The 25,023-nt window shown below is 73.7% G+C and carries 20 protein-coding genes; 12 read left to right on the plus strand and 8 right to left on the minus strand.

What is annotated here, in order from left to right; all coding sequences use genetic code 11:
* Window position 1: 1 nt before the first annotated feature.
* On the minus strand, window positions 2-796 hold the full coding sequence (locus ABD361_RS24135; protein ID WP_344437841.1) for a VOC family protein: 795 nt from the start codon (window positions 794-796) through the stop codon (window positions 2-4).
* Window positions 797-888: 92 nt separating this feature from the next.
* The gene (locus tag ABD361_RS24140) at window positions 889-2,061 is read right to left on the minus strand and encodes an acyl-CoA dehydrogenase (protein ID WP_344437843.1); all 1,173 of its coding nucleotides are present in this window, start codon (window positions 2,059-2,061) and stop codon (window positions 889-891) included.
* Window positions 2,062-2,259: 198 nt separating this feature from the next.
* Here ABD361_RS24140 and ABD361_RS24145 point away from each other — a divergent pair, with 198 nt between their 5' ends.
* Window positions 2,260-3,600 carry a UDP-glucose dehydrogenase family protein gene (locus ABD361_RS24145; RefSeq protein WP_344437845.1) on the plus strand — a complete coding sequence of 447 codons (1,341 nt, stop codon included), beginning with the start codon at window positions 2,260-2,262 and terminating at the stop codon, window positions 3,598-3,600.
* Window positions 3,601-3,845: 245 nt separating this feature from the next.
* Here the strand turns inward: ABD361_RS24145 and ABD361_RS24150 are convergent, their stop codons facing one another.
* From ABD361_RS24150 to ABD361_RS24160, 3 genes are read right to left on the minus strand one after another with little or no spacing between them, the layout of a single operon-like run.
* Complete coding sequence (locus tag ABD361_RS24150; protein ID WP_344437847.1) at window positions 3,846-5,162, minus strand: coenzyme F420-0:L-glutamate ligase; 1,317 nt, start codon at window positions 5,160-5,162, stop codon at window positions 3,846-3,848.
* Window positions 5,159-6,130 (minus strand): 2-phospho-L-lactate transferase, encoded by a 972-nt coding sequence (gene cofD / locus ABD361_RS24155; protein WP_344437850.1) that lies wholly within the window; start codon window positions 6,128-6,130, stop codon window positions 5,159-5,161. Before cofD ends, ABD361_RS24150 begins: the two co-directional genes overlap by 4 nt.
* Before the next feature lie 46 nt (window positions 6,131-6,176).
* Window positions 6,177-6,695, minus strand: coding sequence for a cysteine dioxygenase (locus ABD361_RS24160; protein WP_344437852.1), 519 nt, complete (start codon window positions 6,693-6,695; stop codon window positions 6,177-6,179).
* A gap of 701 nt (window positions 6,696-7,396) precedes the next feature.
* Here ABD361_RS24160 and ABD361_RS24165 point away from each other — a divergent pair.
* From ABD361_RS24165 to ABD361_RS24175, 3 genes are all read left to right on the plus strand, one after another.
* Window positions 7,397-7,660 (plus strand): WhiB family transcriptional regulator, encoded by a 264-nt coding sequence (locus ABD361_RS24165; protein ID WP_004952403.1) that lies wholly within the window; start codon window positions 7,397-7,399, stop codon window positions 7,658-7,660.
* Between the two features lie 341 nt (window positions 7,661-8,001).
* Window positions 8,002-11,604 carry a glycosyltransferase family 2 protein gene (locus ABD361_RS24170; RefSeq protein WP_344437853.1) on the plus strand — a complete coding sequence of 1,201 codons (3,603 nt, stop codon included), beginning with the start codon at window positions 8,002-8,004 and terminating at the stop codon, window positions 11,602-11,604.
* Window positions 11,601-13,175, plus strand: coding sequence for a DUF5719 family protein (locus ABD361_RS24175; RefSeq protein WP_344437855.1), 1,575 nt, complete (start codon window positions 11,601-11,603; stop codon window positions 13,173-13,175). Before ABD361_RS24170 ends, ABD361_RS24175 begins: the two co-directional genes overlap by 4 nt.
* 23 nt (window positions 13,176-13,198) lie before the next feature.
* On the opposite strand, the gene ABD361_RS24180 is transcribed toward ABD361_RS24175, so the two are convergent.
* Window positions 13,199-13,690 (minus strand): metallopeptidase family protein, encoded by a 492-nt coding sequence (locus tag ABD361_RS24180; protein ID WP_344437857.1) that lies wholly within the window; start codon window positions 13,688-13,690, stop codon window positions 13,199-13,201.
* A gap of 279 nt (window positions 13,691-13,969) precedes the next feature.
* On the opposite strand from ABD361_RS24180, the gene ABD361_RS24185 reads away from it, so the two are divergent.
* From ABD361_RS24185 to ABD361_RS24210, 6 genes are all read left to right on the plus strand, one after another.
* Window positions 13,970-14,416, plus strand: coding sequence for a DUF3499 domain-containing protein (locus ABD361_RS24185; RefSeq protein WP_344437859.1), 447 nt, complete (start codon window positions 13,970-13,972; stop codon window positions 14,414-14,416).
* Window positions 14,417-14,514: 98 nt separating this feature from the next.
* Window positions 14,515-15,873, plus strand: coding sequence for a phosphomannomutase/phosphoglucomutase (locus ABD361_RS24190; RefSeq protein ID WP_344437861.1), 1,359 nt, complete (start codon window positions 14,515-14,517; stop codon window positions 15,871-15,873).
* Between the two features lie 147 nt (window positions 15,874-16,020).
* Complete coding sequence (locus ABD361_RS24195) at window positions 16,021-16,206, plus strand: Trm112 family protein (RefSeq protein WP_344437863.1); 186 nt, start codon at window positions 16,021-16,023, stop codon at window positions 16,204-16,206.
* 60 nt (window positions 16,207-16,266) lie between these two features.
* Window positions 16,267-17,418, plus strand: coding sequence for an SIS domain-containing protein (locus tag ABD361_RS24200; protein WP_344437866.1), 1,152 nt, complete (start codon window positions 16,267-16,269; stop codon window positions 17,416-17,418).
* Between the two features lie 113 nt (window positions 17,419-17,531).
* Window positions 17,532-18,740: a mannose-6-phosphate isomerase, class I gene (gene manA, locus ABD361_RS24205; protein WP_344437868.1), complete on the plus strand. Its 1,209-nt coding sequence runs from the start codon at window positions 17,532-17,534 to the stop codon at window positions 18,738-18,740.
* A 43-nt stretch (window positions 18,741-18,783) separates the two neighbouring features.
* Entirely contained in the window at window positions 18,784-19,749 is a 966-nt protein-coding gene (locus ABD361_RS24210) for a cation diffusion facilitator family transporter (RefSeq protein ID WP_344437870.1), read from the plus strand.
* A 221-nt stretch (window positions 19,750-19,970) separates the two neighbouring features.
* Here the strand turns inward: ABD361_RS24210 and ABD361_RS24215 are convergent, their stop codons facing one another.
* Window positions 19,971-21,959: a fructose-specific PTS transporter subunit EIIC gene (locus tag ABD361_RS24215; protein ID WP_344437872.1), complete on the minus strand. Its 1,989-nt coding sequence runs from the start codon at window positions 21,957-21,959 to the stop codon at window positions 19,971-19,973.
* Between the two features lie 395 nt (window positions 21,960-22,354).
* Here ABD361_RS24215 and ahcY point away from each other — a divergent pair, with 395 nt between their 5' ends.
* Together ahcY and ABD361_RS24225 are read left to right on the plus strand one after the other, a co-directional pair.
* Window positions 22,355-23,809: an adenosylhomocysteinase gene (ahcY, locus tag ABD361_RS24220; protein ID WP_344437874.1), complete on the plus strand. Its 1,455-nt coding sequence runs from the start codon at window positions 22,355-22,357 to the stop codon at window positions 23,807-23,809.
* A 102-nt stretch (window positions 23,810-23,911) separates the two neighbouring features.
* The gene (locus ABD361_RS24225) at window positions 23,912-24,541 is read left to right on the plus strand and encodes a hypothetical protein (protein ID WP_344437876.1); all 630 of its coding nucleotides are present in this window, start codon (window positions 23,912-23,914) and stop codon (window positions 24,539-24,541) included.
* A gap of 101 nt (window positions 24,542-24,642) precedes the next feature.
* On the opposite strand, the gene ABD361_RS24230 is transcribed toward ABD361_RS24225, so the two are convergent.
* Window positions 24,643-25,023 (minus strand): hypothetical protein (locus tag ABD361_RS24230; protein ID WP_344437878.1); only part of this gene is annotated, 381 nt, incomplete at its 5' end.

Raw genomic sequence — 25,023 nt, forward strand, 5'->3', positions numbered from 1 at the left:
CTCAGGCGGTGGGCGGCTGCGGCCCCGTCGCGTCGATCACCGCGAAGACGGCGCCCTGCGGGTCCCGCAGGACGGCCATCCGGCCGGCCACCATGTCGAACGGCGGCTTGAGCACCGAGCCGCCGGCCCGCACCAGGGCGTCGGCGGTGCTGTCGGTGTCGTCGACCGAGAAGTACGTCAGCCAGTGCGAGGGCGAGCCGGGCGGGGAGTTCTGCAGGTCCTGCATCCCGCCGACCACCCGGCCGGCGGCCTGCAGGGAGAAGTAGCCCTCCACCTCCTCCATCGGGGCGGCGGAAAGGCCCAGCGTCTGCTGGTAGAAGCGGGCGGCCGTGTCCGGGTCGGCGGTGTTGAGCTCGTTCCACACCACCGCGCCCGGCTCGTTGACGACCTGCGAGCCGATGAACTCCTTGGCCTGCCACAGCCCGAAGACCGCACCCGTGGAGTCGGCCACCACGGCCATCCGGCCCAGGTCGAGCACGTCCATGCAGTCGTAGAGGACCGTGCCGCCGCCGGAGGAGATCGTCCGCGTCGCGGCCTCGGCGTCCTCGACGGCCAGGTAGGTGGTCCACGAGGGCGGCGGCTTCGAGCCGCCCTCGGCCGTCATCGCGGTCATGATCCCGGCGACCGGCTTGCCGCGCAGCGTGCACACGGCGTACCCGCCGGTCTCCGGCGGCCCGGGCTCGCCCTGCCAGCCGAAGAGGTCCCCGTACAGGTCGAGGGCCTCGCGCTGGTCGGGGACCACGAGGTCCACCCAGCAGGGCGTGCCGGGCACATACGGTCCGCGTACGTCGGGCATGGGGCGACCTCCCGTGGTCCTTCTTCCGCGACCACCTTCACCCGCCCCCACGCCCGCCGCCACCGGAAGGCGGCCGCCGGTGCTACCGGGCCCTACGGCAGGTTGCGCGCCATGACGATGCGCTGGACCTGGTTGGTGCCCTCGTAGATCTGCGTGATCTTCGCGTCGCGCATCATGCGCTCGACCGGGTAGTCACGGGTGTAGCCGTAGCCGCCGAGGAGCTGGACGGCGTCCGTGGTGATCTCCATCGCCACGTCCGAGGCGAAGCACTTGGCCGCGGCGCCGAAGAAGGTCAGGTCCTCCTTCGCGCCGCCGCCCGAGACCCGCTCGGACTTCGCGGCCGCCGCGTAGGTCAGCTGGCGGGCGGCCTCCAGCTTCATGGCCATGTCGGCCAGCATGAACTGGACGCCCTGGAAGTCGCCGATCGGCTTGCCGAACTGCTTGCGCTCCTGGACGTAGCCCTTGGCGTAGTCCAGGGCGCCCTGGGCGATGCCGAGCGCCTGGGCGGCGATGGTGATGCGGGTGTGGTCCAGGGTCTTCATCGCCGTGGCGAAGCCCGTGCCCTCCTCACCGATCATGCGGTCGGCGGGGATGCGCACGTTGTCGAGGTAGACCTCGCGGGTCGGCGAGCCCTTGATGCCGAGCTTCTTCTCCGGGGCGCCGAAGGAGACGCCCTCGTCGCCCTTCTCCACCACGAACGCCGAGATGCCCTTCGAGCGCTTCTCGGGGTCGGTGACGGCCATGACCGTGTAGTACTCGGAGACGCCCGCGTTGGTGATCCAGCGCTTGACGCCGTTGAGGACCCAGAAGTCGCCGTCGCGCACCGCGCGCGTCTTCATCCCGGCCGCGTCCGAACCGGCGTCCGGCTCGCTCAGGCAGTACGAGAACATGCCCTCGCCCTTGGCCAGCGGGCCCAGGTACTTCTTCTTCAGCTCCTCCGAGCCGGACAGCTGCACCGGCAGCGAGCCGAGCTTGTTGACCGCGGGGATCAGGGAGGAGGAGGCGCACACCCGGGCGACCTCCTCGATGACGATCACGGTCGCCAGCGCGTCGGCGCCCGCCCCGCCGTACTCCTCCGGGACGTGCACGGCCTGCAGGTCGGCGGCCACGAGCGCGTCCAGGGCCTCCTTCGGGAAGCGGCCCTCCTCGTCCACCTCGGCGGCGAACGGCGCGATCTTCGCCTCGGCCAGCGACCGGACGACCTTGCGGAGCTCGTCGTGCTCCTCCGACGGCCGGAAGAGGTCGAAATCCTTGTTTCCCGCCAAGGCGTACTCCCCAGAAGAGTTAACTACCGTTTAGTAACAACAAGTCTAGAGCGAGCCCCTCCGCAGCCGATACGTGAGCTTGCCGACAACCCGCCCCGCACCCCGGTCGTCCCCGCGATCCTTCCCGGGCGCCCCCCGACTATGCTCGGGCAACGCAATCCGGCCCGTCAGCACGTCCGTCAGCACATGGAGCACCGCATGGCCCTCAAGATCACCGTGATCGGCACCGGATACCTCGGCGCCACCCACGCCGCGGCCATGGCCGAGCTCGGGTTCGAGGTCCTCGGACTGGACGTGGTGCCGGAGAAGATCGCCATGCTCTCGCGCGGCGAGGTCCCCATGTACGAGCCCGGCCTCGACGAACTGCTCCGCAAGCACGTCGCCGGCATCGAGGGCGCCACCGGACGCCTGCGCTTCACCACCTCCTGGGAAGAGGTCGGCGAATTCGGCGACGTCCACTTCCTGTGCGTGAACACCCCGCAGAAGCACGGCGAGTACGCCTGCGACATGTCCTTCGTCGACAGCGCCGTCGCTTCCCTCGCCCCCCAGCTGCGCCGCCCCGCCCTCGTCGTCGGCAAGTCCACCGTCCCCGTCGGCAGCGCCGCCCGCCTCGCCCGTACGCTCGCCGAACTCGCCCCCGCCGGCAACGACGTCGAACTCGCCTGGAACCCCGAATTCCTGCGCGAGGGCTTCGCCGTCCAGGACACCCTGCACCCCGACCGCATCGTCGTCGGCGTCGCCGGCGAGCGCGCCGAGAAGCTCCTGCGCGAGGTCTACGCCACCCCCATCGGCGACGGCACCCCCTTCGTCGTCACCGACTACCCCACCGCCGAACTGGTCAAGACCGCCGCCAACTCCTTCCTCGCCACCAAGATCTCCTTCATCAACGCCATGGCCGAGGTCTGCGAAGCCGCCGACGGCGACGTCGTCAAGCTCGCCGAGGCCATCGGCCACGACGAGCGCATCGGAAGGAAGTTCCTGCGCGCCGGCATCGGCTTCGGCGGCGGCTGCCTGCCCAAGGACATCCGCGCCTTCATGGCCCGCGCCGGCGAACTCGGCGCCGACCAGGCCCTCACCTTCCTGCGCGAGGTCGACTCCATCAACATGCGCCGCCGCGGCCACATGGTCGAACTCGCCCGCGAAACCGTCGGCGGCAGCTTCCTCGGACGGCGCGTCGCCGTCCTCGGCGCGACCTTCAAGCCCGACTCGGACGACGTCCGCGACTCGCCCGCCCTCAACGTCGCCGGCCAGATCCACCTCCAGGGCGGCCAGGTCACCATCTACGACCCCAAGGGCATGAACAACGCCCGGCAGGTCTTCCCCACCCTCTCCTACGCCCCCAGCGCACTGGAGGCGTGCCGGGGAGCGCACGTGGTGCTGCACCTGACCGAATGGGCCGAGTTCCGCGACCTCGACCCGGCAGCCGTGGGCGACGTCGTCGCGGCGCGGCGCGTCCTGGACGGCCGCAACACGTTGGACGCGGCGGCGTGGCGAGCGGCGGGCTGGACCTTCCGAGCCATGGGCCGCCCCCAGGCCTGACGGCCTGCCCGTTTGTGGGCAGGCGTCCCGGCCCGTTTGTGGGCAGGCGTTCCGCAGGGCGGAACGGGTGGGCACAAACCGGCCCACCGGCGGATGCGTCCCGCAGCGCCCACGGTGCGGAGCGCCGATCTCCGTCGGCGGCTGTCCCGCCGCGGCGCGCCTTCGGCGCGTTGGGGTGGTGCGGCCCGGTGGGCCGGTTGTGCCCACCCGTGCCGCCCCAGCGGCACGACTGCCCACAACCGGCGCTAGCGGGTGACGACGAACGGATCCGCCGCGCGGGCAGGGCGCGGCTTCGGCGGAGCCGCTGCGCGGCCGACCGCGATGGCGCCCATCGGGTCCCAGTCGGCCGGGAGGCCGAGGACCCGCCGCACCACGTCGCGGCAGAACATCGTCGACGACACCCACGCCGACCCCAGCCGTTCCCCCGCCAGCGCCACGAGGAAGTTCTGCACGGCCGCTCCCGCCGCCACCACGAACATCTCGCGTTCGGCCGTCGCCCGCCGCGCGTCCGGGTAGTCGTGGGAGCCGTCCATGACGAGGCACGGCACCACGAGGTAGGGCGCTTTGCGCAGGACGTCGCCGCGGCGTACGCGCCGGGCGATGCTCTCCTCCGAGCGCCCGTCCGCCCGCAGGTCCGCGATCCACGCCTCCCGCATGGCGTCGAGCAGCTCGTGCCGTGCGCTCTCGCTCTCCAGGAGCACGAACCGCCACGGCGTGGTGTGGTGGGGGGCCGGTGCGGTGACCGCGGCGGCGACGGCGCGCCGTACGGCGCCGGGGTCGACGGGGTCGTCCGTGAACTCGCGCACGGTGCGCCGCAGGGCGACCGCCTCCCGTACGGCCTCGGAGGTGCCGAGGCGGAACATGTCGTCCTCGGCGGGGCGTACGAGCCACCGGGCGCCGTCGTCGGAGGGGCCGACCACGTGGGCCAGTCCGCGGACGACGGCGACGGGCAGTGCGCCGGCCTTGCCCTTGACGAGGTCGCCGGCGGCGGCGAGTTCGTCGACGGTGGCCACGACCGTGGCGACGAGCGGGTTGCCGTGGGCGTCGACGTCGCCGCGCAGGTCGTTGGCGACCTGGACGCCGGCCGCGCCGATGGCGAAGTCGGTCACGCCCTTGCGCCAGGGCCGTCCGGCGGTGTCGGTGACGACGACGCCGACGTCCACGCCGAGCGCGTCGCGCAGGCCGTCGCGGATGCGGCGGGCGGAGGCGTCGGGGTCCTCGGGCAGGAGCAGGACCGTTCCGGCGGTGGTGTTGGAGGCGTCGACGCCGGCGGCGGCCATGACGAGGCCGAGCCGGTTCTCGACGATGCGCAGGGTGCCGCGGCGGGCGACGAGGCGGACGGTCTCGGCGTCGATGGCGGCCTCGCGGTCGTCGGCGGCGACGATGCGTCCCTCCGCCTTGCTGACGATCTTCGAGGTGACCACGAGGACGTCGCCGTCGGCCAGTCCGGGCAGGCCGTCGGCCGTGGCGGCGGTGGCGATGAGCTTGACCAGGTCGTCGCCGGGCCGCACCTCGGGGATGCCGGGCACCGCCCAGACGCGGTAGGAGGGCAGCGCGGTCATCCGCGCACCTCCTCGGCCAGGGCCAGGGCCGCGCGGGCCATGGCGGCCGTCGCTTCGAGGTCCGTCATCATCAGCGGCACCGCGCGGCAGCGGATGCCGGCGGCCTCGACGTCGGGGACGGCCGCGGCGTCGACGGAGTCGACGAGCCAGCCGTCGAGCAGGTCGGGGCCGTAGTGCCGGGCGACGGCGGCCGCGGTGGACTCGACGCCGACGGCGGCGAGGACCTTGTCGGCCATGCCCCGCACGGGCGCGTCGCCGACGATGGGGGAGAGGCCGACGACGGGGGCGTCCGCGGCGGTCACCGCTTCGCGGATGCCCGGCACGCCGAGGATCGTGCCGACGCTGACCACGGGGTTGGACGGCGGGAGGACGATGACGTCGGCCGCGGCGATCGCCTCCAGCACGCCGGGCGCGGGCTTGGCCTGTTCGGCGCCGACGGGGACGATGGCGTGAGCGGGGACGGAGGCGCGCAGCCGTACCCAGTACTCCTGGAAGTGGACGGCCTTGCGGGCGCCCGGCGCACCGTCCGGGTCGTCGATCATCACGTGGGTCTCGATGCGGTCGTCGCTCATGGGCAGCAGCCGCACGCCCGGCTGCCACCGTGCGCACAGCGCCTCGGTGACCGCGCTGAGCGGGTAGCCGGCGGCGAGCATCTGCGTACGGACGATGTGGGTGGCGAAGTCGCGGTCGCCCAGGCCGAACCATTCGGGGCCGACGCCGTAGGCGGCGAGTTCCTCCTTGACGGCGAAGGACTCGTCGGCGCGGCCCCAGCCCTGTTCCTCGTGGATGCCGCCGCCGAGGGTGTACATCACGGTGTCGAGGTCGGGGCAGACCTTCAGTCCGAAGAGGTGGATGTCGTCACCGGTGTTGCCGATGACGGTGATGTCGGCGTCGGGGGCTGCTGACTTCAGGCCGCGGAGGAAGCGGGCGCCCCCGATCCCGCCGGCCGGAACCACAATGCGCTGCATGGCTGCAGTCTGTCAGCCGCCCGGCCGCCCGCTGCAGCGGCCCGCGTCAGGAGGTGGTGCGGGCGGCGGCGCAGTGCACGGACGGCTGCACGGCGGCGGCGGTGCCGGCGTCGTGCATGGGCATCTCGGTGAGGCCGGGGAAGTAGACGTGCAGGCTGACCGCCGGGTCCAGGGAGTCGTTGACGACCTCGTGCGCGTACCCCGGCGCGAAGACGCGCTGTGCGCCGGCGGTGAGGGTGCGCCGCGCGCCCTGTGCGGTGTGCTCCGACAGCTCGCCCTGCAGCACGGTGAGCACGCCGGAGGAGGGGCCGTGGTCGTGCAGCCCGCTGCCCTGCCCGGGCACCCAGCTCAGCAGCCACACCTCGTAGCCGGGGCCGGTGTGCAGCCGGTGGTACCAGCGGCTGGCGGCGTCGTAGCGCACGAGCGGCGCCCAGGAGGCGGTGTCGGCGGCGATGCGGCGGGCCAGCCCGGCGAACTCGGCGACGGTTGTGGGGTGGGCGGCGGGCGTGGGCATCAGGTGGGGGAGGGCGAGCGGGTCGCCGGCGATCTGGACGTCGCTGTTCATGGGGAGTGGGTTCCTCGGCGGTACGACTGCGCGGGGGGCAGAGCGATGGCGGTCGCGGGCGCAAGCGCGCAAACGGGCGTGCGCGAACGCGAAGGGAGGGAAGAACGATCAGCTGGGACCGGGACGGGCGTGCGCGGCACGCGCACGGACGGTCACCTCAACAGCTGCGACAGCTGGAACAGCGACAGCGCGCCTGGACAGCACAGCGGGACCCGTACGCGCGGGTCAGGCTGAGGTTCCCCGGGGCGGTGGCCCGAAGGAGCAGGGTCGCTGGCATGCCCTCAAGGAGACCGGCTCCCCGGCGCCGCTGTCAACCGCGCGTCCGTTTTGGCCCGCTTCTTTCACTCGTCCGGTGAGAAAGAGGGGGCAATGGTTTGGGATCCGGGGTGTACGGACACCCGCGGAGCGACGGACCCGTAAATATCGGGTGCAACGGTCCCCGTGCGAGTGGCGTCCTCTTCCGTGAGGCGGGAAGGAAGAGGCGCTGACGAGGCACTTGTGACGAGTGGGGGAACTGTCCACTTGTGTGGTGTTTTGGCAACTTTCCGCTCGCCCTTGGTTCCGCAGAGTGAATAAGGGGCCCGATAGCAGATCCCGGCTTGACTGGCCCGGATCGGCGCACTTGTAATTTCACTCGTGTCGTTCTGCCGCACCTGATGTGCGGCAGCACACGGGGACGCATTGACAGACGAGGGGCGCACATGACCGAGCTGTTCCAGCAACTGCTGGTCGAGGAGGCGGACGAGGAGCTCGGCTGGCAGGAGCGCGCACTGTGCGCTCAGACCGACCCCGAGTCCTTCTTTCCCGAAAAGGGCGGCTCCACGCGCGAGGCCAAAAAAGTATGCCTGGCCTGTGAAGTCCGTTCCGAGTGCCTTGAATACGCTCTGGCCAACGACGAACGCTTCGGAATCTGGGGCGGCTTGTCGGAACGCGAACGCCGCCGCCTCAAGAAGGCAGCGGTCTGAAGACCGGCGTCATGACCTGACCAGATGTCTTGTACGAGCCAGCCGACGAGGACTGACGCAGCGACCGGAGCAACGACTGACGCAGCGGCGGTCCACGGGAACGAAGGACCCTCGGCCCCACCCGGTCCCACAGCAGGATTCATACCCGCCGGTCCGCCCCTCGCAGCCCGCAAGCGAGGGGCGGATCGCTGTCCGCACGACCCCCGGGGCGACCGCCGGTACCACTAAGGTGGGCCCGTCCGAGACGCCGCCCGCCCGGGCGGCGCCCTCCCGTGAGCCGGGACCGCCCGCGGCCCGGTACGTCCACCGCAGTCTCCATCGAACCGGGGCCCGCACCTGCCATGTTCGACCCCACCATCTCCCCGGCCTTCCCCCGGCACGTCGTCACCGCGGTGCTCGTCGCCCACGACGGCGCCCGCTGGCTGCCCGACGCCCTCGCCGGCCTGCTCGGCCAGGAGCGGCCCGTCCAGCACGTCGTCGCCGCCGACACCGGCAGCACCGACGACTCCCGCCGGCTGCTCGCCGACGCCCTCGGCGCCGAACACGTCCTGCACCTCGCCCGCCGCACCGGCTTCGGCGCCGCCGTCGAGGAGGCCGTGCGCAGCGCCCCCGTCCTCGGCGCCGACGACCTGCCCTACCTCAGGCGCTCCAGCGGCTGGGACCCCGTCGGCCGCACCTGGAGCGAGGACGAGTACGGCGGCGGCCCCACCCGCACCGACCGGTCCGACCTCGAACCCGTCCAGTGGCTGTGGCTCCTGCACGACGACTGCGCCCCCGAACCCGGCGCCCTGCACGAACTGCTGCGCGTCGCCGACGCCGAGCTCGCCGCCGGCCACCCCACCGCCGTGATCGGCCCCAAGCTGCGCAGCTGGTACGACCGCCGGCAGCTGCTGGAGACCGGCGTCTCCATCGCCCGCAGCGGCCGCCGCTGGACCGGCCTCGAACGCCGCGAACAGGACCAGGGCCAGCACGACCAGATCCGCACCGTGCTCGCCGTCTCCACCGCCGGCATGCTCGTCCGCCGCGACGTCTGGCAGGAGCTCGGCGGCTTCGACGCCCGCCTGCCCCTCATGCGCGACGACGTCGACCTGTGCTGGCGCGCCCACGCCGCCGGCCACCGGGTGCTCGTCGCCCCCGACGCCGTCCTGCGCCACGCCGAGGCCGCCTCCCGCGAGCGCCGCCCGGTCGACTGCGCCGGCCGCAGGCCCACCACCGCCCACCGCGTCGACAAGGCCGGCGCCGTCCACACCCTGCTGGCCAACACCCGCGGCCCGCTGCTGCCCTACGTCATGGTCCGCCTCGTCCTCGGCACCGTACTGCGCACCCTCGGCTACCTCGTCGGCAAGGCACCCGGACAGGCCCTCGACGAGCTCGCCGGCTTCGCCCGCGTCCTGCTGCGCCCCGGGCGCATCCGGGCCGCGCGCAGACGCCGCGGCGCGCCCCGGGCGGACCCCGCCGAGCTGCGCCCGCTCTTCCCGCCCCCCGGTGCCACCGTCCGCGCCACCGTCGAGCAACTCGCCGCCGACTTCGGCATCGGCACCCAGGACGCCCACCCGGCCGCCGGCCGGCACGGCGGCTCCACCGAGTCCGGGCCCGGCGGCGACGACGCCGACTACCTGGAGATCGAGCAGTTCGCCCGGCTGCGGCGACTCGCACGCCGCCCGGCCCCCGTGCTCTTCGCCCTACTGCTCCTGCTCTCCGTCGTCGCCTGCCGCGGCCTGTTCGGCAGCGGCTCCCTGACCGGCGGCGCCCTGCTGCCCGTACCCGACCGCCTCCTGGGCCCCGACGGCCTGTGGGCCGCCTACGCCGACGGCTGGCACCCCGTCGGCACCGGCAGCACCGAGAGCGCACCGCCCTACCTGGCCGTCCTCGCCGCGCTGGCCTCCGTCCTGTTCGGCTCCACGGGCCTGGCCCTGACCCTGCTGCTCCTGTGCTCCGTCCCGCTGGCCGGACTCACCGCCTACGCCGCCTCCCGGCCACTGACCGACTCGCGGCTGCTGCGCGCCTGGGCCAGTACGGTCTACGCCTTCCTGCCCGCCACCACCGGGGCCCTGGCCACCGGCAGGCTCGGCACCGCCGTCCTGGCCGTCCTGCTGCCGCTCATGGCCCGGGCGGCCGTCGCGGCCGGGGGCCTGCGCGCCCCGGACGCCGCCCCGTCGTGGCGCGCGTCCTGGGCGTACGCCCTCCTGCTCACCGTCACCACGGCCTTCACGCCGGTGGTGTGGCCGGTGGCCGTGCTGCTGGGCGCCGGCGTGCTGGTGTGGCACTGCGCGCGCGGCGGTGCCGCCCGGCTCGCGGTGCACGGCCCGCGCCTGCTGGCGGTCGCCGCGACCCCCGTCCTGGCCCTCGCCCCCTGGTCCTTCGGACTGCTCGCCCACCCGAGCCGCTTCCTCGCCGAGGCGGGCGCGCCCTACGGCCACGGCTCGGCCTCCGCGCTGCAACTACTGACCGCGAACCCCGGGGGCCCCAGGACCTCCGGCGCCCTGCTGCTGGCCGGCGTCGTCCTGGCCGCACTGGCCGCCCTGCTGCGCCAGGACCGGCAGTTCGCCGTCCGCGCCGCGTGGGCCGCGGCCCTGGCCGGCCTGCTGTGCGCGGCCGTCGCCGGTGGCAGCGCCTGGGCCGGGCCCGGCACCCTCCTGTACGGCCTCGCCCTCGCCGCCGCCGCCGTCGTGGGCGCCGAAGGGGCCCGTGAGCGCGTCGCCGCCCGCAGCTTCGGCTGGCGGCAGCCGGTCGCGGGCCTGATCGCCCTGACCGCCGGCGCCGCCCCGCTCGTCGCGGCCGTCGTCTGGACGGCCGGCGGCGCCGACGGGCCGCTGCAGCGCCGCGACCCCGTGCAGGTACCCGCGTTCGTCGCGGAGGAGGCGAGCACCCGCGACCAGGCCCGAACCCTCGTCCTCGGCGGCGGCTCCGGCCGCGTGACGTACGCGCTCGTGCGCGGCTCCGGGCTGCGCATGGGCGACGCCGAGACGGCGGCGGCCGGCCGCGACCGGCAGCTGGACGCCGTCGTCGCCGGCCTGGTCGCCGGCTCCGGCGCCGACCAGGCCGGTCGCCTCGGCGACTACGCCGTCGGCTACGTCCTGGTGCGCGACAGCGCCCCGCGCAGCACCGCCCGCGTCCTGGACGCCACCCCCGGCCTGACCCGCATGGGGCAGGAGAACCGCAGCTCCCTGTGGCGCGTCGACCGGCAGGTCGCCCGCGTCACCGTCGTCACCGGCGCCAAGAAGCCCGACGGCACCCCCGCCACCCCGCCCGCGCCGGTCGCCGCCGGCCCCGTCGAGGCCCACACCACCGTGCCGGCCGGCGGCGAGGGACGCCTCCTGCGCCTCGCCGACAAGGCCGCGCCCGGCTGGCTCGCCACGCTCGACGGCCGGCTGCTCAAGCCCGTCACCGTCGACGGCTGGGCGCAGGGCTTCGCGCTGCCCGCCACCGGCGGCCGGCTCGACCTGACCTACCGGACCCCGCCGGCCCGCTCGGTGTGGGTGTGGGCCCAGGGCCTGCTCGCCGTGGTCCTGGTGGTGCTCGCGCTGCCGGGCCGCCGCCGCACCGTCGACGACGACCTGCCGGAGGACGCCGCGGCGGCGGCCGTGCCGGTGCAGTCCGCGCCGGGGGAGGGCCGCCGCGCCCGCCGGCTGCGGGCCGCTGCCGAGGGGACCGCTCCGGCGGTGCCCGAGCAGGCGGGGCCGCCCGCCGCGGAGCCGTACGACGCGTACGCGCCCCACGACGGCGCCTACGACTCCTACGGCGGCTACGGCCACGCCGACGCCGCTCCCGACCCGTACGCGGCGGTGCCGCAGCAGCAGGAGTACGGCCACCAGCAGCAAGGGCAGTACGCCGACCCGTACCAGGCCGGCGCGTACGACCCGTACGGGTACGGTCGGCAGCCCTACGACACGACGTACGGCGGGGGCGAGCGAGCCCACCGTGACGGGAGCGAGCAGCAGTGAACCGCACGACCCTTTCCCTGTTCGCCGTCACGGCCGCGCTCGCCGTCGTCACCGGCATCGCCGCCCTGAACCCGCCCTCCGACGGCGGCGGCACCGGCACCAGGACCGCCACCCGGTTGCCGGTCCAGCGCTCGACGCCGCTGTGCCCGGCGCCGACCTCCTCGGACGTGGGGCAGACGACGTACACCGCCTTCACCCCGCCCGGGAAGACCGCCGCCGGCAGCCCGGCCGACCTGCTGCCCGCGGCCGGCCCGGCGCGCACGGACGCCGGGAAGAGCGAGGGCAAGGACGCGAAGGACAGCAAGGACGCGAAGGCCAAGGAGCCGAAGGAGTCCAAGGAGACGAAGGAGTCCAAGGCGGCCGCCAAGGACGACCCGGGCAAGCCCGTGCTCTCCCTCAAGGAGGCCGGCAAGCCGGTGACCGCCACGACGGAGCGTTCCGACGCCCCCGCCCTGCTGGGCACCGCCGACGGCGCCCTCGCCCCCGGCTGGACCGCGCAGCAGACCACCGTCGTCGCCGCCGGCTCCGGCCGCGGACTGCACGGCACCGCCTGCACGCCGCCCGACACCTCCTTCTGGTTCCCGGGCGCGAGCACCGCCAAGGGCCGCCAGGACTACGTGCACCTGACCAACCCGGACGCCTCGCCGGCGGTCGTCGACCTCGAACTGTTCGGGCCGGAGGGCCGGGCGGGCGCCGCGTCCGGGGAGGGCGTCACCGTCCCGCCCCGCGCCACCGTGCCCGTCCTGCTCTCGACGCTGACCGACACCCCGGCCGAGAACCTGACCCTGCACGTGGCCGCGCGCTCCGGCCGGGTCGGGGCGGCGGTGCAGGTCGCCGACGACAAGCTGGGCGGCGACTGGCTGCCGCCGTCCGCCGACGCCGCGCCCGTGGCGGTGCTGCCGGGCGTGCCCGCCGACGCCACCTCGGTGCGGCTCGTCGCCTTCGCGCCCGGCAACGACGACGCCGACCTGAGCGTGCGGCTCGCCGGGCCGAGCGGCTCGATCAGTCCGGCCGGGCACGAGTCGCTGCACGTCAAGGCCGGGATGACGACGGCGGTCGAGCTGGGCGACGTCACCCGCGGCGAGGCCGGTTCGCTGGTGCTGACGGCTGCCCGGGGCAGCGCCCCGGTCGTCGCCGCCCTGCGGGTGACGCGCGGCAAGGACGACAAGCAGGAGACGGCCTTCATCCCCGCCACGCCGCCCGTCGACGTGCGCGGCACGGTGGCCGACAACCGCCCGGGGGCCGCCACCCTGGCCCTTGCCGCACCCGGCCGGGACGCCCAGGTGAAGGTGACGTCCTCGGCGGGCAGCGAGGGCGGCACCGCGGTGTCGAAGACGTACACGGTGAAGGCCGGCACGACCCTCGCCGTCGAGCCGCCGCGGCCCACCGGCGGCAAGGGCGTCTACGCGGTGACCGTCGAGAAGGTCTCCGGCGGCCCGGTGCACGCCTCGCGGATGCTCGCGCTGCCGAAGGACGGCGTCCCGATGTTCACGGTGCAGCCGGTGCGCGACGACCGCTCGACGGTGGCGGTGCCGGAGACCGGGCAGGACCTGTCGGTGCTCACCGGGTGAGCGCCGGCGACGGTGGTCGCCGGTCAGTCCTGGCCGTAGCGCGGGTCGACGGACTCCGGGGCGAGCCCGAGGAGTTCGGCGACCTGCTCGACCACGACCTCGTGGACCAGCAGCGCGCGCTCGTCCCGCGTCTTGGTGCGGATTTCCACCGGACGGCGGTAGACGACGATGCGGTCGGGCTCCCCGCCGCGCGCCGGCACGTACCGGCCGAGCGGCACCGAGTCGCCGTCCAGCAGCGCCTCCAGCGGGTCGCCGGCCCCGGCGTCCTCGCCGGCCGGCACCTCGCGCACCAGGAACTCCACGGACGCCAGCTGCGGCCAGCGCCGCTCCAGCCGCTCGGCCGAGTCCTGGACGAGGTCGACGAAGGCCTCCGCCCTGGTCGCCGACAGCGGCACCTGCGGGGGCGCGATGGGGCCGCGCATGCCGCGTCCGTGGCGGTCGCGGTGGCGCGGTCGCGGTCCGGTCGGGCCGGGGGCGCCCCCGGCGGCGGCCGGGGGAGGTACGGGGGTGTCCATCACCCCCGAGGGTATCCGCCGGCCGACCGTCCGTATGCAGCAGCCGCCCATCTCCCGTCATGTCGCCCGATGAGCGATCCGGCCATGTCTGCGATCAAATACAGCCAGCCGCGGGATCGGGGCTCGCATCCCGAATGACACTATGTGTACCTAGTGGTGACGCTTTCCTTGGGCGTTTTCTTTGCCGCCGGACATGTGTTCCCCGCCTCCCGAGGGGATCAACCAGGGCCTTCGCCAAGGGCGTCCACAGGACGAACCGGGACGACACGGAGGAGTGAGGTGGGGGTGAGTCGTCGCGGCCCGTTCAAGAGTGCGGTACCGTCCATCGTCGTGAGCCCTGTACGTCGCTGTTCGCGCACCGCGTGCGGCCGCCCGGCCGTCGCGACGCTGACGTACGTCTACGCCGATTCGACCGCCGTCCTCGGCCCGCTCGCCACCTACGCCGAACCCCACTGCTACGACCTGTGCGCCGAGCACTCCGAGCGGCTGACCGCGCCGCGCGGCTGGGAAGTCGTGCGCCTCGCCGTGGACACCGGGTCCGCCCGCCCCAGCAGCGACGACCTGGAGGCCCTCGCCAACGCCGTGCGCGAGGCCGCCCGGCCGCAGGAGCGCGCGGGAGGTGCGGGCGCCGCTCCGGGCGCCGTCGCACCCGGCGGCCGGGGCCCGGACCCGATGGAGGTCGCCCGCCGCGGCCACCTCAGGGTCCTGCGCTCGCCGGACTCCTGACGAGCGGTGACGAGCCGGCGCCCGCGGCGCACGGTCATGCACGACCGGTGACGGCGGGTAGGTTTGTTGTCCCGAACCGGAAGCAGGAGGGGTTGGCTGTGGCTGATCTGTCGCAGATCGTGAAGGCGTACGACGTGCGCGGCGTCGTTCCCGACCAGTGGGACGAGACCCTGGCCGAGCTCTTCGGCGCCGCCTTCGCCCAGGTCACCGATGCCCGGGCGATCGTCGTCGGGCACGACATGCGCCCCTCCTCGCCCGGCCTCGCCGCCGCCTTCGGCCGCGGCGCCGCCGCCCGCGGCGTGGACGTCACCTCGATCGGGCTCTGCTCGACCGACCAGCTCTACTTCGCCAGCGGCCAACTGGGCCTGCCCGGCGCCATGTTCACCGCCAGTCACAACCCGGCCCAGTACAACGGCATCAAGATGTGCCGCGCCGGCGCCGCCCCCGTCGGCCAGGACACCGGCCTGGCCGAGATCCGCGCCCTCGCCGAGCGCTGGTCCGAGGAGGGCGCCCCCGCGCCCGCCGCCACCCCCGGCACCGTCACCACTCGTGACGTCCTCGCCGACTACGCCGCGCACCTGCGCTCCCTCGTCGGCCTGGAGCGCATCCGCCCGCTGAAGGTCGTCGTCGACGCCGGCAACGGCATGGGCGGCCACACCGTGCCCACCGTCTTCGAGGGCCTGCCGCTCGACCTCGTCCCGATGTACTTCGAGCTCGACGGCACCTTCCCCCACCACGAGGCCAACCCCCTCGACCCCAAGAACATCGTCGACCTGCAGGCCAAGGTCCGCGAGACCGGCGCCGACATCGGCCTCGCCTTCGACGGCGACGCCGACCGCTGCTTCGTCGTCGACGAGCGCGGCGAGCCCGTCTCCCCCTCCGCCATCACCGCCCTGGTCGCCGCCCGCGAGCTCGCCAAGCACCCCGGCGGCACGGTCATCCACAACCTGATCACCTCCCGCTCCGTGCCGGAGGTCGTGAAGGAGCACGGCGGCACCCCCGTACGCACCCGCGTGGGCCACTCCTTCATCAAGCAGGAGATGGCCCGCACCGGCGCCATCTTCGGCGGCGAGCACTCCGCCCACTACTACTTCCGCGACTTCTGGAACGCCGACACCGGCATGCTGGCCGCCCTCCACGTGCTGGCCGCCCTCGGCGGCCAGGGCGGCACCCTCTCCGACCTCGTGCACCAGTACGACCGCTACGCCGGCTCCGGCGAGATCAACAGCACCGTCGCCGACCAGGCCGGGCGCACGGCCGCCGTCCGCGCCGCGTACGAGGGCCGCGAGGGCGTCCGGCTCGACGAGCTCGACGGCCTGACCGTCGCCGCCGACGACTGGTGGTTCAACCTGCGCCCCTCCAACACCGAACCGCTGCTGCGCCTGAACGTGGAGGCCCGCGACGCCGAGACGGTCGCCCGCCTGCGCGACGAGGTCCTGGCGATCGTCCGCGCCTGAGACGAGCCGGATTCCGGGCCCGGGGGCGAAGCCCCCGGTTTCGGGAAGGGACGGGGTCGGGGAAAGAACACCCACCCCGCGCCCAAGGGCTACCCTGACCTCACAGAACCGCACACCGCACCCGCTCGCCCCGAAGGGAACCGCCCCATGCCGCTCGAAGCCGGCCTCCTGGAGATCCTCGCCTGCCCGGCGTGCCACGCCCCCCTCCGCGACGAGACCGCCTCCGAGGAGACCCCCGAGCTGGTGTGCGAGGGCCAGGGCTGCGGCCTCGCCTACCCCGTCCGCGACGGCATCCCCGTCCTCCTCGTGGACGAGGCGCGCCGCCCCGCCTGAGTCCCGCCGCCGTCAGGCGCAGGCATCCCACCCCCACGGCCACCGGAGGCTGATCACACGGTGTTCGACGAGTCCCTCCTCGATGACCCCGACGGCCTCTCCCGCGCGGACCTGCACGGCCTCCTGCGCGGCGCCGCCGAATCCGGCGCCCGCGTCCGCACCGCCGTGCGCAATGCCGCGGAGGCCGGCCTCGCGGACCTGCGCCCGGACGGCCGCCCGCGCGCCGTCCTGGTCGCCGGACCCTGCCCGGCCGCCGAGTCCACCGCGGACCTCTTCGGCGCCCTCGCCGGCGACACCTGCCCGGTCACCCTGATCCGCCCCTCCGGCGTCGCCCCGGCCCCCGGCGCGCTGCGCTGGAACCTCCCCGGCTGGACGGGCCCGCTCGACCTGCTGCTCGTCGCCAGCCCCGACGGCACCGAACCGGGCCTGGCCGTCCTCCTGGAGCAGGCCTACCGCCGCGGCTGCACCGTCGTCAGCGTCTCCCCGGCCGGCTCCCCGCTCGCCGACGCCACCGCCCAGGTCCGCGGACTGGCGGTGCCGCTGACCACCACCCCGTACGAGACCATGGCCGGCGGCTCGGCCGACGAGGCACCGCCCGTCCTGCCGAGCGGGCCCGGCACCCTGTGGTCGCTGCTCACCCCGCTGCTCTCGCTCGCCGACCGCATCGGCCTGATGGAGGCCCCGCCCGCCGCCCTCGACGCGCTCGCCGACCGGCTCGACCACATCGCCGAGCGCTGCGGCCCGGCCATCGCCACGTACGGCAACCCGGCCAAGACGCTCGCCGCCGAGCTCGCCGACACCCTGCCGCTGATCTGGACGGAGGGCGCGCTCGCCGCCGCGGCCGGCCGCCGCTTCGCGACCGTCCTCGCCGCCCTCGCCGGGCGCCCCGCGCTGGCGGCCCAGTTGCCCGAGGCGCTGACCGAGCACGGCACCCTGCTCTCCGGCGAACTGGCCGCCGGGGCCGACCCGGAGGACTTCTTCCGCGATCGTGTCGAGGAGCCGGAGGCGCTGCACGCCCGCGTCTTCCTGGTCCGGGAGCGCACCCCCGCCGTCACCTCGCCCGCGCCCGCCGCCCGCGAGCTCGCCCTGCACCGCGACACGCCCGTCAGCGAGCTGGAGGCCGGCGAGGGCAGCCCGCTGGAGACCGCCGCCGAGCTGCTGGCCATCACCGATTTCGCCGCCGTCTACCTGGCGCTCGCCTCGACGCCGTAGGCCGTGGACCTGTCGTCGTACGTCGTCGCAAGCCGCCGCCGCAGCCGCCGCCCGAGAACAGGAAGCCCCCAGCCCCCAGCCCCCAGCCCCCAGCCTGGAGCAGGAACCGCCCCATGGACCGCCTCGTCAATACCGTGCGCCCCTACGCCTGGGGCTCGACCACCGCGATCCCCGAGCTGCTCGGCGTCGCACCCACCGGTGAGCCGCAGGCCGAGCTGTGGCTGGGCGCGCACCCCGGCGCCCCGTCCCACGTCGACCGCGGGGCGGGCCCCGTCGCCCTGAGCGACGTCGTGGCCGCCGACCCCGAGGGCGAGCTCGGCCCGGACGCCGTGCGCCGCTTCGGCCCCCGGCTGCCGTTCCTGATGAAGGTGCTGGCCGCCGCGGACCCGCTCTCCCTGCAGGTGCACCCGAACCCCGCGCAGGCCCGGGCCGGGCACGCCGAGGAGGAAGCCCGCGGCATCCCCGTCGACGCCCCCCACCGCAACTACAAGGACGCCCACCACAAGCCCGAGCTCATCTGCGCCCTCACCCCCTTCGAGGGCCTGTGCGGCTTCCGCACCCCGGACGCCACCGCCGAGCTGCTGGCCGCCCTGGAGGTCGACCCCCTCAAGCCGTACGTCGACCTGCTGCACGCCCACCCCGAGGAGGCCGCGCTGCGCGAGGTCCTCACGGCGGTGCTGCGCGCCGACCGCGCGGCCATGGCCGACACCGTGCACCAGGCGGCGGCCGCCGCCGAGCGGCTCGCCGGGCACAGCGGCCCGCACCGCGGCGCCTACGCGGCGTACGCCTCCCTCGCCCGGCACTTCCCCGGCGACCCCGGCGTGATCGCCGCCATGCTCCTCAACCACGTCGTCCTGCAGCCCGGCGAGGCCCTCTACCTGGATGCCGGCGTCCCGCACGCCTACATCAAGGGCGTCGGCGTGGAGATCATGGCCAGCTCCGACAACGTCCTGCGCTGCGGCCTGACCCCCAAGCACGTGGACGTGCCCGAGCTGCTGCGCGTGGTCCGGTTCGAGGCCGGCGCGCCCGGCGTCCTGCGGCCCGAGGCCGACGCCGACGGGACGGAGGAGTACGTGACGCCCGCCGGAGAGTTCGCCCTCTCCCGGCACGCCCTGGCCCCGGACGCCGCCCCGCGCCCCCTGGCCGGCACCGGCGGCCCGCAGATCCTGCTCTGCACGGCGGGCACGGCCGTCCTGCGCGCCCCGGACGGCGGCGAGCTGACCCTCGTCCGCGGCCAGTCGGCCTACGTACGCGCCGGCGAGCGCGTGGAACTCGGCGGCGACGGAATCGTCTTCCGCGCCGCGGTCGGCCGGGCGGCCTGAGCCGCACGGCCTCCGGACGGATCGAAAGGTACGAAGCACACCCATGAGCGCATCGGGCGGAACCAGGGCCATCGTGGCCGCGCTGGGCGCGAACCTGGCCATCGCGGCCGCGAAGTTCGTCGCCTTCGCCTTCAGCGGGTCCTCGTCGATGCTCGCCGAGGGCGTGCACTCGGTCGCCGACTCCGGCAACCAGGCACTGCTGCTGGTCGGCGGCCGCAAGGCGCGCCGCAAGGCCAGCGAGGAGCACCCCTTCGGCTACGGGCGCGAGCGCTACGTCTACGGCTTCCTCGTCTCCATCGTGCTCTTCACCATCGGCGGCGTCTTCGCGCTGTACGAGGGGTACGAGAAGATCAAGGAACCGCACCCGCTCGAGCACTGGTACTGGCCCGTGGGCGTACTGATCTTCGCCGTCGTCGCCGAGGGCTTCTCCTTCCGCACGGCGATCAAGGAGTCGAACGAACTGCGCGGCCAGCAGTCCTGGCGCTCCTTCGTCCGCACCGCCAAGGCCCCCGAGCTGCCGGTCGTCCTCCTGGAGGACTTCGGCGCCCTCGTCGGCCTCGTGCTCGCCCTCGGCGGCGTCTGCCTGACCGTCGCCACCGGCGACAGCGTCTGGGACGGCATCGGCACCCTGTGCATCGGCACCCTGCTGGTCCTGATCGCGCTGGTCCTGGCCGCGGAGACCAAGTCCCTGCTGCTGGGCGAGGCCGCAGGCCCCGACCAGGTCGCCAGGATCCGCGCCGCCGCCGTCGACGGCACGACCGTCACCCGCGTCATCCACATGCGCACCCTGCACCTGGGCCCGGAGGAACTCCTGGTCGCCGCCAAGATCGCCGTCCCGGCGGAGGACACGGCCGCCCAGGTGGCCCGGGCCATCGACGCGGCCGAGGCCCGCATCCGCGAGGCCGTGCCCATCGCCCGGGTCATCTACCTGGAACCCGACATCTACAGCGAGACCGCCGCAGCAGCAGGCGAGGACCCGGCAGCAACCCCGGGCGGCCCGGGCCACTGAGCCCCTCCGGGGCGGTGACCCCGCTTCCCAGGGGAGCGCCCGCGCGCTGCGGCGGACCGCGAACCGGAGCGCCCCGTAGGGGCGCGGGGAACTGCGCGACAAGCCACGACGCGCCCGCAGGCGGAGTGCGGCGCTCAGGACCCCGGACCTCGGGGTGGCGCGTCGACTGCGGGCCGTCGGTGGCCGATCGCGCAATTCCCCGCGCCCCTACGGGGCGCTGCCTAGCGGACCTCGGCCAGGACGCGCAGGATCTCATCGACGTCCGCGGCTGCCAGCAGCCGCTCGCGGAAGTCGGGGTCCAGCAAGCGCTGCGCCAGCTTCGCCAGGATGCGCAGGTGCTCGTCCGCCGCGTCCCCGTCCGGCACCGCGATCATGAAGACGAGGCGGGCCCGGGTGCCGTCCATCGAGCCCCACTCGATGCCCCGCGCGGACCGCCCGAAGGCGACCACCGGCGCGGTCACCGCCGAGGTTTTCGCGTGCGGGACGGCGATCTCCTCGCCCAGGCCCGTCGTGCCGACCTCCTCGCGGGCGCGCACCGCACGGATCAGCTCCTCGGTGTCGCGCACCTCGCCACTGGCCGCGAGCAGCCCGGCGAGCTCGCGAACGGCCTCCTCCTTGGTGCCGGCGGCGAGCTCGGGGCGCACGGTGCGCCCGGTGAGGTGGCCGGAGAGCACCTCGGGCGGGGCCGGCCCGCGCATCGTCACCGGCGCTGTCGCCGGCCGCGCAGGCCCCAGCCCCCGCTCGGCCGGGCGCGCCCCGCCCACGCCCAGCAGCGTGACGGTGATCACCGCCGTCGCCACCGCACCGACGGCGATCGCGACGAAGAACATCGCCACGCCGTCGACCGCGCCGAGCAGCGCGACAATCGGGCCGCCGTGCGGCACGCGGTCCGCGACCGCCGCCAGCCCCGCCACGGCCCCGGCCACCGCGCCGCCCGCCATGTTGGCCGGGATCACCCGGGCCGGGCGGGCCGCGGCGAAGGGGATCGCGCCCTCGGTGATGCCGAAGAAGCCCATGAACAGCGCCGCGAGCCCGGCCTCCCGCTCCTGCTCGGTGTACAGCCCGCGCCGCAGCAGCGTCGCGAGCCCCTGCCCCAGCGGCGGCACCGGGATCGCCGCCGCGCACATGCCCATGACGTGGGGGTTGGCGGAGACCAGCCCGGCGCCGAAGAGGAAGGCCGTCTTGTTGACCGGACCACCCATGTCGAAGGCGATCATCAGGCCCAGCACGGCGCCGAGCAGCGCGGCGCTCGCCCCCGTCAGCCCGCCCAGCCAGGCGGTCAGGTGCTCGAAGAGCCAGGCGATGGGACGGCCGAGCACATAGACGAAGAACAACCCGAGGACGGACGTCGCCACCACCGGGATGGCGATGATCGGCATGATGGGACGGACGAACCTCGGCACCTTGATCTTCTTGATCCACAGGACCAGGTAGCCGGCGAGGAAGCCCGTCACGATCGCCCCGATGAAGCCGGCCCCCGACTTCGAGCCGTACAGGGCGCCGGTGTTGGCGATCCAGCCGCCGACCATGCCGGGCGCCAGGGCCGGACGGTCGGCGATGGCGTACGCGATGTAGCCGGAGAGCACCGGCACCATCAGGGTGAAGCCGATGGCCCCGATGTCGTTGACGTGCTTCCAGAAGGAACCGGCGGGGATCACCAGACCGCCGTCGGGCCGCGGCTGCCCGCCCAGCGCCAGCGACACCGCGATCAGCAGACCGCCGACGACGACGAACGGAATCATGTACGAGACGCCGTTCATCAGCGCCCGGTAGACCACTGCCCGGGCCCGCCCGCCCCGGCCCGGCGCCTGCTCGGGCCCCCGGACCGCCCCGCCCGCGCCCGCGGGCGCGTACACCGGAGCGCGCAGGACGCGCTCGATCAGCTGCTCCGGGTGGTGGATGCCCTCCGCCACCCCGACCGTCAGCACCCGCTTGCCGGCGAACCGGGCGGGGTCCACCTCCTTGTCCGCCGCGATGATGACGCCGTCCGCCCGCCTGACATCGTTGTCCGTCAGAACGTTCTCGGCCCCGATCGAGCCCTGCGTCTCCACCTTCATCTCGTGGCCGAGCGCCTCCGCCGCTTGGACCAGCTTCTCCGCCGCCATGTACGTGTGGGCGATGCCCGTCGGGCACGCGGTCACGGCGATCAGCCGCAGCCGCCGCCCGCCGCCCGCCCCCGCGGCGCCGGGCGGACCGGTCGGTGACGTCACGTGGATCTCCTCACCTGGATCTCCTCACCCCGGCTCCTCCGGGTCTGCCGCGTCTGCCGGATCCCTTCCGGATCTGCCCGGATCCGCGCACGACTCCTCGCTCCCCGCATCCTGCAACACCCGGCCGCACCAAGGGAGGCAGTCGTCGCGCGCGTCCGGAAGCCGCCCCGAAGGGGCTGGGGCCCGGCAGGGGTCCCGGTGTAGATTCGTGCCAGAGCCAGACGTCGCTGCTGATGGCGGTCGGGCGGTCCGTACGCCGGACCGGCCGAGGGAGAGAGGGCCTCCGACGGACTGGGCTGCGGCCAGGTGACGGCACGGGTGTCGTTACCGTGCTGACCGACCGCATGCACAGCCGTACGTACCCACTCCGCTCGCCCCTCAGGAGGAGCAGCCGTATGACTACGACCACCGGCCAGGACTTCAAGGTCGCCGACCTGTCGCTGGCGGCTTTCGGTCGCAAGGAGATCACCCTCGCCGAGCACGAGATGCCCGGCCTGATGGCGATCCGCAAGGAGTACGCGGCGGCGCAGCCCCTCAAGGGCGCCCGCATCACCGGTTCGCTGCACATGACCGTGCAGACGGCCGTTCTGATCGAGACCCTCGTCGCCCTCGGCGCCCGCGTGCGCTGGGCGTCCTGCAACATCTTCTCCACCCAGGACCACGCGGCCGCCGCCGTCGCCGTCGGCCCGAACGGCACCCCCGAGGACCCGCAGGGCGTGCCCGTCTTCGCCTGGAAGGGCGAGACGCTGGAGGAGTACTGGTGGTGCACGGAGCAGGCGCTGACCTGGCCGGACGCCGCCACCGGCGGCCCCAACATGATCCTCGACGACGGTGGTGACGCCACCCTGCTCGTCCACAAGGGCGTCGAGTTCGAAAAGGGCGGCGCCGTGCCGGACCCGGCCTCCGCCGACAGCGAGGAGTACGCCCAGATCCTCACGCTGCTGCGCCGCACCCTCTCCGAGAACCCGCAGAAGTGGACGCAGCTGGCGTCCGAGATCCGCGGCGTCACCGAGGAGACCACCACGGGTGTCCACCGCCTGTACGAGATGCACCAGGCCGGCACCCTGCTCTTCCCCGCGATCAACGTCAACGACGCGGTCACCAAGTCGAAGTTCGACAACAAGTACGGCTGCCGGCACTCCCTCGTCGACGGCATCAACCGCGCCACTGACGTCCTGATCGGCGGCAAGGTCGCGGTCGTCTGCGGCTACGGCGACGTCGGCAAGGGCTGCGCCGAGTCCCTGCGCGGCCAGGGCGCCCGCGTCATCGTCACCGAGATCGACCCGATCTGCGCCCTGCAGGCCGCCATGGACGGCTACCAGGTCACCACCCTCGACGAGGTCGTCGAGACCGCCGACATCTTCATCACCACGACCGGCAACAAGGACATCATCATGGCCTCGGACATGGCCAAGATGAAGCACCAGGCCATCGTCGGCAACATCGGCCACTTCGACAACGAGATCGACATGGCCGGCCTCGCCAAGATCCCCGGCATCGTCAAGGACGAGGTCAAGCCCCAGGTCCACACCTGGACCTTCCCCGACGGCAAGACCCTCATCGTCCTGTCCGAGGGCCGCCTGCTGAACCTGGGCAACGCGACCGGCCACCCGTCCTTCGTGATGTCCAACTCCTTCGCGGACCAGACCCTGGCCCAGATCGAGCTCTTCACCAAGCCCGAGTCCTACCCGACCGACGTCTACGTCCTGCCCAAGCACCTGGACGAGAAGGTCGCCCGCCTCCACCTCGACGCGCTCGGCGTCAAGCTCACGACGCTCCGCCCGGAGCAGGCGGCGTACATCGGCGTCAAGGTCGAGGGCCCGTACAAGCCCGACCACTACCGCTACTGAGCTCCACAGCAGGAGCAGCAGCCGGTAGACAACGAATGACCCGAAGGCCAGGCCCCCGTCCTCCCGGCGGGGGCCTGCGCCGTTCGCACCAAGGACCCCACCATGCCCCGCGGCCGCTACTCCCTGTACGACACCCACGATCACTCCCCCCTCGGTGACGAGCACTTCCAGTGCGCGACCGGCCCCACCGGCTGGCGTTACGTCTCGCAGCTGACCACCCCCTCCGGCGCCCCTGCCGGCGCCGTGGACCTCGCCATCGACGATCTCGGCCGCCCCATCCGCCTGCAGCTCAAGGCCGGGGACTGGCAGGTGCGCGGCGCCGCCCTCGACGGCGTGACCTGGGTCCGCACCGACCCGACCGGCGAACACGCCACCGAGGGCAACGTCCGCGCCCACGCCTTCACGGGTGCGTCCCCCGCCTTCTACGTCGCCGTCGCCCGCCGCCTGCGCCTGGCCCCGGGCGACGCCCCCGTACGCGTCCGGCTCGTCGGCTTCACACCCCCCGTGCTCGCCCCCCTCACCGTCGACCAATCCTGGGCCCTGGTCGCCAGGACAGCACACCCCACTGACAACGGGACCCTGGACGTGGACGAGTACCAGGTCAGCGCCCTCGACACGGGCGAGCAGCACACCGTCCACCTCGCCGGCGACGTCGTCCTGTCGGCCCCGGGCGTCGAGCTGGAGGAGCTGGAGAACCCGCCGTCGGTCTTCGGCACCCGCGAGACCTGGTAGTCTTCTCTTCTCCCCGCAAACCCGTTGACACGGGCCGAGGGGGGAGGTAGATTCGAACGGTTGCGAGGGGAACCTGGTTTGGACCAGGGGCTCCGCAACGGTTAGTATCTGACCAGCTTCGGCCAGTGAACATCGATGAATATCGATTCATAGCGAAGCGCCCCGACTCTTTCGGAAGAAAAAGCCGACGAACGTCGCGCCGAAAACTTCTGATAAAGTCGGAACCCCGCTCCAACAGGGAGCCGGAAACGAATTCCGAACCGGAAACGGAACGGAAATCGGATCTGGTAAGGTTGGAAACACCGAAGGGAAGCGCCCGGAGGAAAGCCCCAGTAAATATCACTGCGGGTGAGTACGAAGGAAGCGTCCGTTCCTTGAGAACTCAACAGCGTGCCAAAAGTCAACGCCAGATATGTTGACACCCCGTCCATCATCACGGTGGATGAGGTTCCTTTAAAAGTCCTTCCGTGAGGAAGGCGCAC

The organism is Streptomyces luteosporeus (assembly GCF_039532865.1).
Classification (GTDB): Bacteria; Actinomycetota; Actinomycetes; order Streptomycetales; family Streptomycetaceae; genus Streptomyces; species Streptomyces luteosporeus.

Excerpts from the sequence above, each read along its gene's own strand:
- ABD361_RS24135 (WP_344437841.1), bottom strand. The coding sequence starts at position 796 with ATGCCCGACGTACGCGGACCGTATGTGCCCGGCACGCCCTGCTGGGTG.
- ABD361_RS24145 (WP_344437845.1), top strand. The coding sequence starts at position 2,260 with ATGGCCCTCAAGATCACCGTGATCGGCACCGGATACCTCGGCGCCACC.
- ABD361_RS24150 (WP_344437847.1), bottom strand. The coding sequence starts at position 5,162 with ATGACCGCGCTGCCCTCCTACCGCGTCTGGGCGGTGCCCGGCATCCCC.
- cofD (WP_344437850.1), bottom strand. The coding sequence starts at position 6,130 with ATGCAGCGCATTGTGGTTCCGGCCGGCGGGATCGGGGGCGCCCGCTTC.
- ABD361_RS24160 (WP_344437852.1), bottom strand. The coding sequence starts at position 6,695 with ATGAACAGCGACGTCCAGATCGCCGGCGACCCGCTCGCCCTCCCCCAC.
- ABD361_RS24165 (WP_004952403.1), top strand. The coding sequence starts at position 7,397 with ATGACCGAGCTGTTCCAGCAACTGCTGGTCGAGGAGGCGGACGAGGAG.
- ABD361_RS24170 (WP_344437853.1), top strand. The coding sequence starts at position 8,002 with ATGTTCGACCCCACCATCTCCCCGGCCTTCCCCCGGCACGTCGTCACC.
- ABD361_RS24180 (WP_344437857.1), bottom strand. The coding sequence starts at position 13,690 with ATGGACACCCCCGTACCTCCCCCGGCCGCCGCCGGGGGCGCCCCCGGC.
- ABD361_RS24195 (WP_344437863.1), top strand. The coding sequence starts at position 16,021 with ATGCCGCTCGAAGCCGGCCTCCTGGAGATCCTCGCCTGCCCGGCGTGC.
- manA (WP_344437868.1), top strand. The coding sequence starts at position 17,532 with ATGGACCGCCTCGTCAATACCGTGCGCCCCTACGCCTGGGGCTCGACC.
- ABD361_RS24210 (WP_344437870.1), top strand. The coding sequence starts at position 18,784 with ATGAGCGCATCGGGCGGAACCAGGGCCATCGTGGCCGCGCTGGGCGCG.
- ahcY (WP_344437874.1), top strand. The coding sequence starts at position 22,355 with ATGACTACGACCACCGGCCAGGACTTCAAGGTCGCCGACCTGTCGCTG.
- ABD361_RS24225 (WP_344437876.1), top strand. The coding sequence starts at position 23,912 with ATGCCCCGCGGCCGCTACTCCCTGTACGACACCCACGATCACTCCCCC.